This window comes from Undibacterium hunanense (assembly GCF_014284335.1).
Classification (GTDB): Bacteria; Pseudomonadota; Gammaproteobacteria; order Burkholderiales; family Burkholderiaceae_D; genus Undibacterium; species Undibacterium hunanense.
The window spans coordinates 461,166-476,377 of record NZ_JACOGF010000004.1; the positions used below are offsets into that span (position 1 = coordinate 461,166).

General features: G+C 59.3%; 13 protein-coding genes and 1 pseudogene. All 14 read right to left on the reverse strand.

Translation table 11 applies throughout. The features are described from left to right. The 14 genes and pseudogenes from ssuE to H8L32_RS10845 all read right to left on the reverse strand — a co-directional run bounded on the left by ssuE (nucleotide 1) and on the right by H8L32_RS10845 (nucleotide 15,210). Complete coding sequence (gene ssuE, locus H8L32_RS10780; protein WP_186947183.1) at nucleotides 1-594, reverse strand: NADPH-dependent FMN reductase; 594 nt, start codon at nucleotides 592-594, stop codon at nucleotides 1-3. Between the two features lie 55 nt (nucleotides 595-649). After that, nucleotides 650-2,269, reverse strand: coding sequence for a rhodanese-related sulfurtransferase (locus H8L32_RS10785; RefSeq protein ID WP_186947184.1), 1,620 nt, complete (start codon nucleotides 2,267-2,269; stop codon nucleotides 650-652). Nucleotides 2,270-2,290: 21 nt separating this feature from the next. Continuing rightward, the gene (locus H8L32_RS10790) at nucleotides 2,291-2,860 is read right to left on the reverse strand and encodes a cysteine dioxygenase family protein (protein ID WP_186947185.1); all 570 of its coding nucleotides are present in this window, start codon (nucleotides 2,858-2,860) and stop codon (nucleotides 2,291-2,293) included. A gap of 38 nt (nucleotides 2,861-2,898) precedes the next feature. Beyond that, complete coding sequence (locus H8L32_RS10795) at nucleotides 2,899-4,227, reverse strand: LLM class flavin-dependent oxidoreductase (protein ID WP_186947186.1); 1,329 nt, start codon at nucleotides 4,225-4,227, stop codon at nucleotides 2,899-2,901. Nucleotides 4,228-4,248: 21 nt separating this feature from the next. Further along, on the reverse strand, nucleotides 4,249-5,247 hold the full coding sequence (locus H8L32_RS10800; RefSeq protein ID WP_186947187.1) for an ABC transporter substrate-binding protein: 999 nt from the start codon (nucleotides 5,245-5,247) through the stop codon (nucleotides 4,249-4,251). 178 nt (nucleotides 5,248-5,425) lie between these two features. Next, a pseudogene (locus tag H8L32_RS10805) lies at nucleotides 5,426-7,750 on the reverse strand (TonB-dependent receptor plug domain-containing protein); the annotation flags it as partial. Nucleotides 7,751-7,847: 97 nt separating this feature from the next. Continuing rightward, entirely contained in the window at nucleotides 7,848-8,855 is a 1,008-nt protein-coding gene (locus H8L32_RS10810; RefSeq protein WP_186947189.1) for an ABC transporter substrate-binding protein, read from the reverse strand. A gap of 25 nt (nucleotides 8,856-8,880) precedes the next feature. Next, nucleotides 8,881-9,303, reverse strand: coding sequence for a protein TolR (tolR, locus tag H8L32_RS10815; protein ID WP_186947190.1), 423 nt, complete (start codon nucleotides 9,301-9,303; stop codon nucleotides 8,881-8,883). A 1-nt stretch (nucleotide 9,304) separates the two neighbouring features. Beyond that, on the reverse strand, nucleotides 9,305-10,096 hold the full coding sequence (locus H8L32_RS10820; protein WP_186947191.1) for a MotA/TolQ/ExbB proton channel family protein: 792 nt from the start codon (nucleotides 10,094-10,096) through the stop codon (nucleotides 9,305-9,307). A gap of 14 nt (nucleotides 10,097-10,110) precedes the next feature. After that, nucleotides 10,111-10,863 carry a TonB family protein gene (locus tag H8L32_RS10825; RefSeq protein ID WP_186947192.1) on the reverse strand — a complete coding sequence of 251 codons (753 nt, stop codon included), beginning with the start codon at nucleotides 10,861-10,863 and terminating at the stop codon, nucleotides 10,111-10,113. A 35-nt stretch (nucleotides 10,864-10,898) separates the two neighbouring features. Further along, a complete protein-coding gene (locus H8L32_RS10830; protein ID WP_186947193.1) occupies nucleotides 10,899-11,792 on the reverse strand; it encodes a class II aldolase/adducin family protein in 894 nt (297 codons plus the stop codon). Nucleotides 11,793-11,814: 22 nt separating this feature from the next. After that, nucleotides 11,815-12,795, reverse strand: coding sequence for a D-isomer specific 2-hydroxyacid dehydrogenase family protein (locus H8L32_RS10835; protein ID WP_186947194.1), 981 nt, complete (start codon nucleotides 12,793-12,795; stop codon nucleotides 11,815-11,817). Nucleotides 12,796-12,808: 13 nt separating this feature from the next. Continuing rightward, complete coding sequence (locus H8L32_RS10840) at nucleotides 12,809-13,912, reverse strand: LLM class flavin-dependent oxidoreductase (protein WP_186947195.1); 1,104 nt, start codon at nucleotides 13,910-13,912, stop codon at nucleotides 12,809-12,811. Then, on the reverse strand, nucleotides 13,909-15,210 hold the full coding sequence (locus H8L32_RS10845; protein ID WP_186947196.1) for an acyl-CoA dehydrogenase family protein: 1,302 nt from the start codon (nucleotides 15,208-15,210) through the stop codon (nucleotides 13,909-13,911). Before H8L32_RS10845 ends, H8L32_RS10840 begins: the two co-directional genes overlap by 4 nt. Nucleotides 15,211-15,212: the final 2 nt, after the last annotated feature.

Genomic DNA, 15,212 nt, shown 5'->3' on the forward strand with positions numbered 1-15,212 from the left:
TCACCTCAACGCTAACTCTGCTGTCGCAGACGGAGTTCTGTGCAGAAACTCTTTGTTGTCAACATAGTATCGCCTGGATTCTGAATGCAGCCTGGCTATCCCTCGTTCCAGTCGCGTCGCCAGTGCCGCTTCCACTGCATAAGCCTGGCCTCCTGCACCTTTCAATTGTGCTGACGTGGCGTAGATGCCGGGTAGAACCAGTTCCGCAGACAGCGCCTGCAATACCGGTCGCAAGGCATAATCGATCGCCAGCATGTGTGACTGGCTGCCACCTACCGCCAGTGGTAACACCAGCTTATTCTTCAGCCCGTCCTGTGGCAGGATATCCAGAAATACCTTCAATATGCCGGTGTAAGACGCCTGATAGACGGGCGTGGCGATCACCACTGCCTCTGCCTCTTCCACTTGGGCAAGTGCGGCAAGGATATCTGCGTTGTGAAAGTCGGCGTGCAGCAGTGCCTGTGAAGGCAAATCGCATACTTCCAACCAGGACAGGTGGTGCCCCAGGCCCGCCAGACGTTCGCCCACGTCTGCCAGCAAGGCTCTGCTGCTGGAGGTCCGGGATGGGCTTGCACCCAGTAACAAGATATTCAACATGAACTCCTTTCTTAAGCGATATTAAGCAATATCGAGCAATATCAAATAGTGATCAGATCACCCGGAAGCCGTGTGTGCCATCGCGCCCCAGTTGGTCCACCAGCCCGAACTCCCAGTCAAGATAAGCCTGCATCGCTTCGGCGCGATTATCAGTGCCTTCGTAGGGGCGGCGATAGCGGTCTATCAGCGGCGATGCCAGTCGCGTTGCGCCGGATTCCACCGGCAAGCCTGCTGCTACCCATGCGCCGGTACCGCCGTCCAGAACATGTACCGGTAGTTCGGTCAGGGTGCGCAGGTCGGCTGCGGCATAGCGTGCCAGCAGGCTGCTGCCACAGGTAAGCACATAGCGTCGGACGCTTTTAGGCAGCGTCGTCAGTATGGCCGCAAGTTCCGAACGCAGCGCAAACCAGGCGCCAGGAATGTGACGCTTCTGATAGTTGACACCGGAGGTAAAGTCCAGCACCGCGATTTCTTCCGGTGTTTCGGCCAGCCATGTCGACAAGGTGGCGGCATCAACCTCGGCCACCTGCGGCTGCGGTGCCAGTTCGGCCTTCCATGGTTCAGTGACATTGAAATCTGCCGCTTGCAGGCCATCCACCACATATACCTCGTGGTTCATCTGCCGTAACCAGTGCGCCGTCAGGTTGGCGCGAACGCCGTCGCTGTCTGCCAGCACGATGCGGGCGCCACGCACAGGCGCAAATTGCTCGGTCTCCTGGACCAGTTGGCCGCCGGGGGCTGAGCGGAAGTGTAGCAGCCGCCCATGGTCAAATTCTGCCGGGCTACGGACGTCGAAGAAATAAGTAGTGCGTGTTGCATCAGCATGCAGCTCACCCAGTCCCGCATGTTCCAGTCGCAGCACGCCGGCGCGGTCGGCCAGTGCTCTTGCATCCTGCGCTGCCTGTGTGCGGTTGGTTTCTGATGCTGGTGGATAAGTGCGTGACTGACCATGTTCCAGTTTTTGCTGCGCCAGCGTCCAGCCTATGGTGCCGTTGCGTAACGCTGCAATCGGGTTCGGCACACCGGCGTTGATCAGGGACTGTGTGCCGATGATGCTGCGGGTACGACCGGCGCAGTTAACGATGATGCGTGTGCTGGCATCGGGTGCCAGTTCGCGTGCCCGCAACGCCAGCTCGGCACCGGGCACACTGACGCTGCCAGGAATGCTCATGGTCTGGTATTCGTCATAACGGCGTGCGTCGAGAATGACAATGTTGTCGCCGTTATCGATCAGTGCCTGTACTTCTGGTGCCGACAGGGACGGCGTATGCCGCACTGACTCCACCAGTTCACCGAATGCCTTGCTGGGTACATTCACGTCGCGGAACAACTCGCCGCCGGCCGCATGCCAGCCTTCGACGCCACCTTCCAGCAGTGAGACATTGGAATAGCCAAGCCGACGCAGGCGGCTGGCGGCGGAAATCGCCAGACCCTCACCGCTGTCCAGCACCACAATGGATACGTCGTGGCGTGGCAGCTTGCTGTAAGCGTCCAGTTCAATGCGGCCATAAGGCAGGTTGGCGGCGAACAGCGGGTGGGCCTGGGCATGTGGATCTTCTTCGCGTACGTCCAACAGGGCGATCTCGTCGCCAGCCAGCAGCGCTTCGCGAACCTGATGGTAGCTTCGGTAAGGGAAATCAAAAAGGCCGGATTGAAGCAGGTTTTTAGTCATGGTATTGGATTCTTTATTGAGTCATGTGGCATTGGCATAGCCGGAACGGAAAGGCTTGATCTTGCCATCGGTGGTAAATACGCTGCGGTCTACGGCACCGATGTCGGCACCGTAGACGTGAATGCCGATCGAGACGCGGTCATTATAGGCGTTGAAAACCTGGTGGATGTCGCCCAGCGATGGCGAAACTGCTGTCACTACACCGGTTTCCAGACGTTGTGGCGTGCCGGCTTTCTCCAGCACACCGCTGGTGTTGCGGCGGTAGTCCTGCGATATCTCGGCGCCACGCAGCAGGCCGATCAGGCCCCATACGGTGTGGTCGTGGATGGGTGTCGATTGCCCGGGACCCCAGACAAAGCTGACTACTGAAAAGCGTGCGGCTGGATCGCGGTATAACAAATACTGCCGGTAATACTGCGGGTCTGGCAGCGATGCAGATTGCGGTAGCCAGTCGTCGTGTGCCACCAGATCGCTTAGCAATATTGATCCCTGCTCGACAATATGTGGCTCGTCCTGGCCGATCAGGTTTTCCAGCCCTTCGACGAAGCCCAGCAATCGTGGTGGCAGGTCGCTTTTTTTTATATCGCTCATCTTGCTCTCCGGGGTCAGGCAATCAGACAATCAAACAATCAGGCCACCTGGCGACGGGCAGCGGTGTAGCGGTTTTCCGGCACTTCCAGGCCCAGATTACCACGCAGCGTACTATGTTCATATTCCTGCCGGAACAAGCCGCGCTGCTGCAGCACAGGCACCACTTCGGCGATGAAGGCATCCAGCTGGAACGGTAGTGATTCGAACAGGATGAAGCCGTCAGCAGCACCACCATCGAACCAGCGCTGGATTGCGTCCGCTACCTGCACTCCAGTGCCGACGAATTCCCGGCGTGGACTGGCGTAGCGTAGCGCAGTCTGGCGCAGCGTCAGGTTTTCTTCGCGTGCGGTGCGGACAATGCGCTCCGATGCGCTACGGTTGCTTTCGCTGCCGAAATGGGCGATGTCGGGAAACGGACCATCCAGCGGGTACTGACCCAGGTCATGTTCGTTGAAAGAACGTGCAAGTGCCACCAGTGCATCTTCAATGCGTATCAGCGCCACGGCTTCCGAGTACAGGCGTTCTGCATCCTCTGCGGTACGACCAACGATGGCGCGCAGCGCCGGCAGCACAGCGAGACGTTGGGCAGGACGGCCAAAGGTGGCTGCCCGCTTCTTGATGTCGGCGTAATATGTCTGCGAAGATTCGAAGGTTGAACCTTCGGTGAAAAATGCTTCGGCATGGCGCGCCGAGAAATTGCGACCATCTTCCGATGCACCGGCCTGGAAAATCACCGGCTGGCCCTGTGGTGAACGGCTGATGTTCAACGGTCCGCGCACCGAGAAAAATTCGCCCTGGTGGTGTAGTGTATGCAGCTTGGAAGGGTCCAGAAATTCACCGCTGGCCTTGTTACGCACCAGCGCATCGTCTTCCCACGAATCCCATAGGCCCTGTACCGTCTGCAAGTGTTCGGCCGCAATGCGGTAACGTACCTCATGTGGTGGATGTGAAGGTTTGCCATAGTTTTCTGCACTGCCTGATAGCCATGAGGTAACTACGTTCCAGCCCGCACGGCCACGGCTGATGTGATCCAGCGATGCGAACTGGCGTGCTACTGTATAAGGCTCGCTGTAGCTGACCGTCAGCGTGCCGACCAGGCCGATATGCGTGGTTGCGGTAGCCAGCGCCGACAGAATGGTCAGGGGTTCGAAGCGGTTAAGGTAGTGCGGGCTGGATTTTTCGGTGATGTGGACGCTGTCAGCCACAAACAGAAAATCGAATTTTCCCTGTTCGGCCAGTTTTGCCTGGCGCAGGTAGAAATCGATGTTGGTACTTGCTGTCGGGTCGGCGTCGGCATGCCGCCAGTCGCCCCAACCGGGGCCTACGCCATGCAGGATAAAGCCGAGTTTCAATTGTCGTGTGCTCATGATTGTGTTCCTTGAGTGGGTTCAGACGGGGCGATACAGCGTGGCGTCGACCAGCAGGCTGGCATCGACCCGGCGCGGGAATAGTTTGGCTTCAAAAAACGTGTCGGCCACCAGTTGCAACTGACGCACGATTTCGCCGTCAACTGCGCGCAACTGGGGGCGGTCGCGACTGACCGCCAGCCTGGCCACATCGGCTGGCAGACCAGTCAGGCGCTGAAAGACCTCACCGTATTCTTCAGGATGGGCGTTGGCCCAGGTGTTAGACAGCGCCAGGCGACGCAGCACGTCCGCCAGCGCCGCACGCTTGCCTGCATCGGCCAGTGCGGCATCGGATGCAGCGATGACGCCGATGCCGGAATTGATGCCAACGCCGTTGCGCAGCACGCGCGCACCGTTGATTTCGGCGCTGGCCTGGTAGGTGCCAAAGGTAGCCCAGGCTTCGATTTTGCCGCTGGAAAAAGCAACAGCCGCATCGCTGGGCAGCAGAAAGCCAGTATTGACATCTTCCGTTTTCAAACCTGCTTCACGCAGCGCACCGAACAGCAGGTAATGCGCCACGCTGCCACGCGCCGACGACACGATGACATTGCGGCCTTTGAGATCGGCCACTGTTTTGATCGGTGAACCGGGCGGGACCAGTATCGCTACACCCGTCGGTGACGATACGCTGGCCGCCACTACTTTCACCCGTGCGCCGCCCGCTGCTGCAGCCAGTGCCGGGGTATCGGCTGCCATTGCGGTATCGACGTCGCCCGACACTACCGCCTCGAATAGCGGTGCAGCGCCCTGAAAGCTGGCCCACTCGATCTGGTACGGTATGCCTTCCAGCACCCCGGCCGCTTCTGCCTTGGTGCGTAGCAGCTTGACCTGGTCACCCAATACCAGTTTGACTTTGGACAGGTCTGGTGCAGCAACCGGGCCGCTTGCCTGTGGTGTCGCCGCCTTGCCGCAGGCACCAAGCAATGCGGCTGCCGGCAACATCGTCAGCAAGCGCCGGATTCTATTGGGATCAGAAGTCATATGTCACCTTGGCGTAGTAGTAGGCACCAGTCGGCGCGAACGGCGCCGGACCGTAGACGAAACTGTTGCCGCCGGAATTGGCATCACCAGGACCATTCTTGTCTGGCTTGACGTTGAACAGGTTGGCCGCTCCCACCACCAGTTTGGCGCGCTTGGTAATGCCATAACTGACATCCAGGTCGGTCAGCCACTTGGCACCGAAATGGTAGTCCTGTGCACGGTTGGCGGTTGTCTGCCACAGGTAGGCATCGTAGCGCGTGGTTTGCAGATTGGTTTCCAGTGCGCCGACAGACCAGCGTGCCGACAGTATCAGCTTGGTGCGCGGCGTCGCGCTCAGGTCGCCGATGCCGCCACCGGCTGCGTAGCCGAACCATACCGAGCTGCCGCCTGGATTGGCACCCAGGCCGGTGATTTCGGACGGTGTGGCATTGATACGGGTGACCGTCGTGCGGTTCCAGTTTGCCGCTGCACCCCAACGTACCACGCCATATTTGCCGTAGTCGCTGGTGATGTCAGCTACCAGGTCGGCACCTTCCGTGCGCGTGTCGACCGCATTGGCGAAGTACTGTATCCATTCGGTTCCGGTCAGCCCTGCCGCGATCAGCGTCGGTGCGAAGGCCGGACCGAACATGTAGCCGGTGCGGACGATGCGGTCCTTGACCTTGACCTGGTAGCCGTCCAGCGTCACATTGATATTATCGGCCGGTTTGAGCACCACGCCGATACCGAAGTTGACTGATTTTTCAGGTACCAGATCGCGCGCGCCAAACGTGTGTGCCAGTGCAGAATCATTGCGCAGCAGCTTGGACAGACTGGGGCCGACGACACCGGTGACGGGATTGATATTGGTGCGGTTATCGGTCTGCGAATAGCCGCTCTGCGTCAGTGATGGCGCACGGAATCCGGTGCCGACAGTGCCGCGTATCGCCAGCACCGGTGTGAAGTCGTAGCGGCTGTTGATCTTGCCGCTGGCGGTGTTTCCTGCGCTGTCATTATAGTGTTCGGCACGTACCGCGCCATCGACAAACAGGTTTTCGACTGGATAGAAACCGAGATCGTTATACACCGCCAGCACCGTGCGACGGATGCTGGTGGCATCAGCGGGCGACAGTGCCACACCGGCTTGTGCGCCTACTGCTGCCGGTTTGCCGACGTTGGGATTACCTTCCTGGTCGCCAGTCTTGAAGATGTAGCCACCATTGATATAGCCCAGCGGATCACCGGCATAGGTACTGAAGCGTTCGATACGCTGCTCCAGCCCCCATGACCATTGCAGCGGTTTCTTCAGGCCAATATCCACCGTCCGGGTGAAATCTTCATTGGTGGTCCACTGCTCGAACTGGTAGGTTGCCAGGTTGTCGAAACTGGTCGGCGAGCTTGGTCCCAGCGAAGGATTCGATGTCAGGTTGCTGTATTGACGGGCACGGTTCCTGCCATAGCCCGAGCTGATATCCCAGACCCAGCCAGCATTGCGGCCACGCGCACCGGCATTCAACTGGAAGTCGTAGGCACTCATATTATTCAGGGCGAAATACCCATCCGGGAACAACTGTCCTATGGTTGCCAGTCCGTTCGGACGACGGAAGTTATTGCCCGCCACCGTGTTGCGTGTGCCTGCGGTACCGAAGGCATACAGCGTGATGTCCTTGTCATACGGTTTTTCGGCATTGAAGGCGACGTCGTAGGCTTCGATACCAGGGTCACCATTGTGCGCGCCGTCACGGTCCCAGGTAGCATTTTTCGGATTCGAGGCCGGTGAATACGCTACCAGGTTAGTGGATGGGAAGTTGTACCAGGCCTGACCGCGCTTGCGCAGCACAGCACCAAGGTGTATGAAGCCGTCGTCGCCCAGTGCGAAGCCAATGTCAGCTTCCAGCTTCTTGCTGGTCAGATCGCCCTGGCCATCTTTCAGCTTGCCGTAGCTGGCCGAGATCGAGCCACCATGATTGCTGCTCTTGAGAATGACGTTGACCACGCCGGCCACCGCATCCGAACCATATTGTGCAGCAGCGCTGTCCTTCAGTACTTCGATGTGGTCGATGGCGCTGAGCGGAATGGTGTCCAGGTCGATGGCATTGACACCGCTGGTATCGCCGCCGCCGTTGGTCAATAAGGCCGCATTGTGGCGACGTTTGCCGTTGACCAGCACCAGCGTATAGGCCGGACCCAGCCCACGGTTGCTGACCGGGCGCACCACTGAGTTGACACCGGCCTGGTTGGTACCGAAATTAAACGACGGCAGCAGACGCGCAAGTGCTTCGGCCAGCTCTGCACGTCCGGTGTGTATCAGTTGTTCACCGCTGATGACATCGATGGGGGCAGGGCTGTCCGCTACGGTGCGGGCTTCGCCGCGCACGCCCGTGGTCACTACCACATCCTGCACCTGGCCGACGCCGGTCTGTGCCATCGCCGCGCTACCACCCAGAAGACCCGCCGCCAGCAGCGTCCGGTGCAAGGTGGTCAGTCGCGGTGCGCTTCTCTTATTATTCTTTGATTGCTGCATGTCGTCATTCCTTCTGATTTCAAGTAGGGTTAAAAATAAGTGATAGGTAAGTAATAGCTAAGTAATGGATCAGTTAAAAAAATAAGCTAAAAATAAGTTAAAGATAAGAAGCGAAACTGCGGTCCCACAGTGGGCGCACGTCGAGGCGGCGTGACAGCAGGCCGGCATCTGCAAATACATCGGCCACCTGTTGTTGCGAGCGAATTGCCGCATCGTCCACTGCCACCAGCTTGTAGGGTTGGCTGCGCTGGCTGACCTGATTCAGGAACAGTTGCGAGGGCACACCGGCGATCTGGCCGCTCTTGGTGGCCCAGGGTTTTGGATTGCGGTTGATCCAGTCGTAGACCTTGGCCAGGCGTTGCAGGTAGTCGCCGATGGCGGCATGCTTGAGCGGATCGGCTATCGCCTTGTTCGATGCGCTGATGACGTAATTGCCGGACAGGTAGCCGTCGGCGGTACGCAGCACGCGTGCGCCCTGGTTCTTGGCCAGTTCTACCACCAGGCCATAGATCACCCATGCATCCAGCTGGCCGCTCTTGAATGCTGCCAGGGCATCCTGTGGCGGTAGTGCCACTGGCTGGATATCCTTGAAGCTCAGACCATTTTCCTTCAGCATTTGCAGCAGGAAGTAGTGCGATGTGGTCGAACGCGCATAACCGATGCGCTTGCCTTTGAACTGTGCCGGGTCGGTAATCGGCGAATCCTTTGGTACCAGCACCACCTGATTATTGACATCGCCGCGCAGGACCGCGATGACCTTCATTGGTGCACCGCTGGCGGCGGCAAAAATAGGCGGGATTTCGCTCATGCTGCCAAAGTCCAGTGAATCCGCCGCCAGTGCTTCGACGATCAGATTGCCGGCTGCAAATTCGGCCAGTACGGTTTTGTACGGTATGTTGGCGACGCCGGCTTCGCTGAAATAACTGGAGTCACCGCCTTTATAGGTACCGACGCGCAACGTCGTGTCTCTTAACTGTGTCGCTGCAGCACGGGTGGCATTGCTCCAGCTGCCGAACAGCGCGGCCAGGCCAGCACCGGCACCGAGTTTTGCGCTATGTCGCAAAAATTGACGGCGAGCGTCGCCCTTCGAAATGATCGAATCCATTTTTTGTTCCTGTTCAAATAAGGGTTTAGTGCTGCGGCGCTTCCGACACCAGGGCGATGCGGGCATACCCTGCATCGTTCAGCGTCCCCATGGTTTGTACGATGCGGCCATAGGCCAGTGTCTGGTCGCCGCGCAGGTGGATACGGCGTTCCTTGTCGCCACTGGCCTCTTGCGCCATCAGGGTTAGCAGGGTCTCCGCTGTGGTAGCTGCCTGGTTGACATAGACCGTGCCGGCCGCATCAATGCTGACGACGATGGGCGGCTTGGGTTCCTGTAGCGGCTTGGCGCTGGAGGTTGGCAAGTCAACTTTGACGCCAGCCGTCATCATCGGCGCGGCCACCATGAAGACGATCAGCAGTACCAGCATTACGTCCACCAGTGGTGTGACGTTGATGTCACTGACAGGACCAACCCGGTGCGAAGGCCCGGAAGATAAGCGCACTCCCATGTCAGGCTCCCTGCGCCGCCAGCGGCGTGACGTTGTGGGTACTGCGTTCGGCCTTTGCCGGTGGTGGTGCAGTTTCGGATACTTCGGCAAGCGCTTCACCCGAATCGAGTTGACGTGACAACTGCACCTCGACCAGCCCGGTCAGCGTCGCCAGGCGCGCTGCATAACTGTTCAAATCGCCGGAGGCGCGGTTATATGCCACCACGGCAGGAATCGCCGCGACCAGGCCCAGCGCGGTGGCAAACAGTGCCTCTGCAATACCTGGCGCAACCACCGCCAGGCTGGTGTTGTTGTTGGCAGCGATGCCCTGAAAGGCATTCATGATGCCCCACACGGTACCGAACAAACCGACGAAAGGCGCTACCGATCCTATTGTTGCCAGTATGGACAAGCCTTTCTGCAACTGTTCGGTTTCGACATTGCCAGCGATCTGGCCGACCCGGTTGATGCGTTCCTTCAAGTTGTCGCGTCCTGTTGCATCCAGGTGCAGACGCTGACGGTGGCTGACGTGCCATTCTTCAGTGATGGTGGCGAAGATGCGGGCGAACGGATCCAGTGGCTGCTGTCGCAGTTCTTGTGATAACCGTGCCAATGAGCGTTGTCCGGATAGTGCAGTGCTCCAGGCCGCCGCATTGCGGCGCAGACGGGCAAAGCGCAGCAGCTTGTCGACAATGACACCCCAGCTTACGAAGGAGGCCAGGGCCAGCAAGACAAGGATGGACTTGACGATAAAATCAGCCTGCTCGAACAGTTCCAGCGGCGACAGGTGTGCGGCAATAGGTGTGGTACTCATGATGTTTCCTTGATCTAGTTGATTTTGAAAATGATATTTCCGGCCAGCAGATAGCTGCTGCCACCCAAATCGGGCAGGCGCGGGAAGGGTGCTGCACGGCGTATGGCTTCGCGGGCCGCTTCGTCCAGCACATCCAAACCGGACGACTGGATATCGAACGAGATCAGTGCACCTGCCGGATTCAGTGTCAGCTTGTAGCCGACCTTGCCCTGCTGGCGACGTATCTTGGCTTCACGCGGATAGTCGGTATTGCTGTTGATACGCGCATACACCTGGTTCACATAATCTGTCGGTATGCCTTCATTGCTGATTTGCTTTGGGGTGGCTGCTACCGGTGTGGGTGCAGGTGCAGGTGCTTGTGCCGGAGCCGGGGTTGCTGCAACCGGAGTCACCGGTAATACGGGTATGGCTTCGGCATGAACTGGCGCTGCGGGCGGCGTATAGGTTTCGGCCTTGGCCGCGGATGTCTCCACGGTCTTCGGCACTGGAACCGTCTGTGCTACCGGTGTGGGTGGTGCCAGTTCTACTGGCGCTTTTTTAGGTTCAGGCTTTGGCGGTACAAGCTCCTGTCTGGGTTCTGCCTGCAGGCGTATCAACTCTACCACTGCCAGTGGCGGCGCTACCTGCACGGTGCGGCCAGACCAGCCCCAGATAGCCAGCAATGCCGCTCCGTGTATCAGTACCGATATCGCGGCACCTGGCTTGCGCAGGCTGCCGCCTGTGTTACCCGCCTGTGCGTCGTACTGCAATAGAATGGCGCTTGTCATGTTTATTTTCCTCGCTGAATCGAACTGAATTTAACTTAAGCGAACAGGTCCGGCTCTTCGCGGGTGATTACGTCCCACAAGGGCTGGAAGCTGAACCAGCCGCCGGCATCGGATCCGATTTGTTTGGCTGTGTGGCGCGCCACCTCATGCGGTATCGGTTTGGTCGGACCAGCCGCTTCCGACAACAGTTGCGCCTGTGCCGCGTTTTCAAAGGCGATGTAACGCCATACTGCCGATTCCACCGATGCGCCTACTGTCAGCAGGCCGTGGTTTTGCAGAATGACTGCCTTGCGTGCGCCCAGCGTGGTGGCGATGCGTTCACCTTCACTTGAATCCAGAACCACGCCGCTAAAGTCGGAGAAAACCGCATGGTCTTCGTAGAACGCGCATGAATCCTGGGTCAGCGGATCGAGCAGGCGACCCTGCGCGGCGAATGCCTTGCCATACAGGCCGTGCGAATGGGCGGCGGCGATCACGTCTGGACGCGCCTTGTGCAGTTCGGAGTGGATCGCAAAAGCGGCGCGGTTCAACAGGCCATCGCCTTCCACAACCTTGCCGTTGTGGCTGACCAGAATCAGGTCCGACACGCGGATATGGCCGAAATACACACCGGCAGGATTGACCCAGAAATGATCCGGAAACTCGGGATCACGCGCCGTGATGTGGCCGGCGCCGCCCATGTCGTAGCCATAGCGGGCAAACAGGCGGAACGATACGGCCAGCCTTTCCTTGCGATGCTGGCGTTGTTCTTCCACCGTGGGTGGCGGTGGTGGTTCGGCGAAGATGATGCCGCCGTTGGCATCACGCGGTGCGCTGTAGATGGCCGGACGCGGATACTGATGCTGGTGCTGGTGCTGATGTGTATTGCCAACCTGGCGCAGATGGGGCCGCGACAGTGGCGCGGAATATAAAGGCGAAGAACTGCTCATGATGTTTCCTTATTGGTCGTTTTCAGTAGCCGCGTGCAGTATCGACCACGTCGGCCAGCGGTTTTCCGCTACGGAAGCGGTCCAGGTTGAGTACAAATTTTTCTATCAATGCGGGCACGATCTGGTCGGTACTGGGCGAAATATGTGGTGACAGACGTACCTGCGGATGGCTGTAGAAGGCATGGCCCGCTGGCAGTGGTTCGGGGTCAGTCACATCCAGTGTCGCCAGGGCCAGCTTGCCTTCGTCCAGTGCATCCAGCAGCGCCTGGTGATCGACCAGGTTACCGCGTGCGATATTGATCAGGTGCAGACCGGCTCTGGCGTGCTTCAGCGAAGCACGGTTGATGGCGTGACGGGTTTCTGCGGTTGACGGTGCTGCCAGCACCAGATGGTCGGAACGTTGCAGCAGTTCTTCCAGCGTGGCAACGCGTTCCACGCCATCCACTTCAAACGGCGTGTCGGAGCGGCGTAGCGCGATTACCTTGATGCCCAGCGCCAGTGCACGTTGTGCCAGCGCCTGACCGATGGAACCAAAACCATACAGGCCCAGGGTGCTGCCCTGGACCAGGCCGAGCGACAGGCGGCGCCAGTCGGCTGCCTGTTTCAGCCAGATATCCGGGATGCGCTTGGCCGCGCTGAAGATTGCTGCCAGTACGTATTCGGCGATGGCGATGGATGCCGTACCTCGCGCCGAAGTCACCACCGGGCCATCGAACAGCCAGTCCGGGTAGTAGTCGATGCCAACGGAAGCCAGTTGCACCCAGCGTACTTTGTCCCAGCCCCAGGGTGCTGGTGTCTGCAGCAGTGTCTGCCCGTTAGGTGCCGGTAGCACGAACAGCACATCCGCACCCGGCGGCAATTCGGTCAGGGGGCCAAGTGGTACATCATGCACTGCCAGACCGGTACGCTGTGCCAGCAACTGGTTCACCCTGGGGTCGAACTGGCTGGCTACAATCAGCTCGCTCTTCGACGCGTTCCTTGACTCAATCTTTGACTCGCTCATCGCCGGCTCCTTATCAGGCGGCCAGGCGCTGTACCTGCGCCTCGCGTTCCGCCACGGCGGCACGCACCAGCGGTATCAGGTCACGACCGTACTGCAGCGCGTCCTGAACAGGATCGAAGCCGCGGATCAGGAAGGTGGTGACGCCCAGTTCCCAGTACTTGAGCAATGCGTCGCGCACCTGTTCTGGCGTGCCCACCAGCCCAGTGGAATTACCAGCAGCCTTGGTCAGTGCAGTGATGCCAGTCCACAGGCGTTCGTCGACCACTTTGCCTTGTGCCGCGGTTTCCAGCAGTCGCTTGGCACCTGTATTCTGAGGTTCCTGCGGACGCTTGCTGAAATGGGCATTGTGTTTGACGCGATCAGTAGCGGCAGCGAGGATAGCGTCGGCCTTGGCCCATGCAGCTTCTTCAGTTGCGGCCAGCACCGGACGCAACGACAGGCTGAAACGGATTTTGTCGGCGCGGCCATGTTTGGCAGCAGCAGCGCGCACGCGGGCGATGGTGTCTGCAACCTGGGCCAGCGATTCACCCCACAAGGCATAGACATCGGCGTGCTTGCCAGCGACCTCGATAGCGACGTCGGACGAACCACCAAAGTAGATCGGCAGGTGCTGGTTGTGCAATGGGCGTACGCCTGCATTTTGACCTTTCAGGCGGTAGTTGGCGCCTTCATGGTCGAACGGGCCTTCCGAAGTCCAGGTTTTTTTGACCACGTCGAGATATTCTTCTGTGCGTGCGTAGCGTTGGTCATGGTCGAGATAATCGCCGTCGCGTTGCTGCTCAGTGTCATCACCGCCGCTGATGATGTGTACCGCCACGCGGCCATCGCTGAAGTGGTCGAGTGTGGCCAGTTGCCGCGCTGCCAGCGTCGGTGCCACGAAGCCGGGACGATGCGCCAGCAAAATGCCGATTTTCTCAGTTTGCGAAGCGATGTACGAGGCAACCTGAAAACCGTCTACAGAGCCGCTGCTGTGAGCTACCAGCACGCGGTCAAAACCTGCGTACTCGTGGGCATTGGCGACCGCCGCGAGAAAACTCTTATTCACAACTGCGCCTTGCGGCAACACTGTTTCAGACACTTCCTGGGTGGCGCTAAAGCCGATGAATTCGATGCTCATGATGCTTCCTTTGCAGAGATGGATGAAATGCCGGCCGCGCCGGCGAGAGGGGTGTTATGTATGGCATTTGCAGCACCTGTAGCACCTACGGCACCTACGGCACCTACGGCACCTACGGCACCTGAGGCACGTGCTGCAAATGCCGCACGGCCGCTATTGACAAGAATCGTGTCGTTCTGTGGCGTGTGGATGCGGCTGCACAGTACGTCTCGGTAGTGGCGTTGCAAGGGGTTGCTGCGTGACAGACCTGGATTGCCGCTTAATTCGATGGCCTTTTCCACTACCCGGATCGCCTGGTTGGTCACCAGATACTTCACCCGGAAACCGTCAGATGCTGCTATCGCACCGCTGGTAGCTGCATCAATCAGTACCCGGTTGGAAAACAGCCATGCATCCAGCTCGCCCAGTGCCTCCTGGAAGCGCGGCAGGCTGGCAAGTGGCGCACCCAGATTGGCCGGAACGCGTCCTTCCAGCCATCCGGCCAGCCAGTCACGCGCCGAGCGGGCCACGGCATCATAGATGGCAGATAGCAGTACCGACATCCATAGCAGCAGCGAGGCATCAATATCAGGCGCGGATCCGGCTGGCGCCACTTCGACTGCGTGGTCAAGTGGCACCAGCACATCGTCGAACACCACTTCGTGGCTGCCGGTGGCGCGCATGCCAAGGTGATCCCAGGTTTCAATCACACTGATGCCCGGCGTATCGCGCCGCACCAGCCAACTGCCGACCAATGGTTCAGCATCGTCACTGCGGGCCCACACACCCAGCCAGGTCAGACGTGGTATGCCGGTCGAGTAGATTTTACGACCACTGATGCGCCAGCCCTCTGGCGTGCGTCGCGCGATGGTATCTGGCAGGCCACCACGTGCAGGCGTGCCCAGTTCAGGCTCCACGCGCAGTGCATTGATCAGGGCACCATCGCGTAAGGTCTCGTCGATTACCCGCTGCAGCAGATGTTGTGGCCAGCGTGTCTTGCGGTCGGATGCGTGGTGCAGGTATTGCATGGTCAGTACCAGCGCGGTGGATGGCTCGCCGCGTGCGACAGCAGCCACCACGCGTGTAGTCTGTGCCAGGTTGGCACCCAGGCCACCCAGGGCACGCGGTACTGTCAGGCCGAGCAGACCCAGTTCGTGCAGCCGCTCGAAATTCCGGTGCGGGAAGCTGGCGTCGCGGTCATGCTGTTCGGCGGTGGCGGAAAATTCCGCCGTCAGCGTTTTCAGCAACGCGGCAAATTCCGGGCTATCCAGCTGGTGGGCATTTTGGACGGAAGGCAGGCGAAGGACAGAAGTAGACATGA

Bases quoted from the DNA above. Each gene is read 5' to 3' on its own strand.
- H8L32_RS10845 (WP_186947196.1), bottom strand. From the start codon at position 15,210: ATGTCTACTTCTGTCCTTCGCCTGCCTTCCGTCCAAAATGCCCACCAG.
- H8L32_RS10840 (WP_186947195.1), bottom strand. From the start codon at position 13,912: ATGAGCATCGAATTCATCGGCTTTAGCGCCACCCAGGAAGTGTCTGAA.
- H8L32_RS10790 (WP_186947185.1), bottom strand. From the start codon at position 2,860: ATGAGCGATATAAAAAAAAGCGACCTGCCACCACGATTGCTGGGCTTC.
- H8L32_RS10810 (WP_186947189.1), bottom strand. From the start codon at position 8,855: ATGGATTCGATCATTTCGAAGGGCGACGCTCGCCGTCAATTTTTGCGA.
- H8L32_RS10830 (WP_186947193.1), bottom strand. From the start codon at position 11,792: ATGAGCAGTTCTTCGCCTTTATATTCCGCGCCACTGTCGCGGCCCCAT.
- tolR (WP_186947190.1), bottom strand. From the start codon at position 9,303: ATGGGAGTGCGCTTATCTTCCGGGCCTTCGCACCGGGTTGGTCCTGTC.
- H8L32_RS10795 (WP_186947186.1), bottom strand. From the start codon at position 4,227: ATGAGCACACGACAATTGAAACTCGGCTTTATCCTGCATGGCGTAGGC.
- H8L32_RS10800 (WP_186947187.1), bottom strand. From the start codon at position 5,247: ATGACTTCTGATCCCAATAGAATCCGGCGCTTGCTGACGATGTTGCCG.
- H8L32_RS10820 (WP_186947191.1), bottom strand. From the start codon at position 10,096: ATGAGTACCACACCTATTGCCGCACACCTGTCGCCGCTGGAACTGTTC.
- H8L32_RS10825 (WP_186947192.1), bottom strand. From the start codon at position 10,863: ATGACAAGCGCCATTCTATTGCAGTACGACGCACAGGCGGGTAACACA.
- H8L32_RS10835 (WP_186947194.1), bottom strand. From the start codon at position 12,795: ATGAGCGAGTCAAAGATTGAGTCAAGGAACGCGTCGAAGAGCGAGCTG.
- H8L32_RS10785 (WP_186947184.1), bottom strand. From the start codon at position 2,269: ATGACTAAAAACCTGCTTCAATCCGGCCTTTTTGATTTCCCTTACCGA.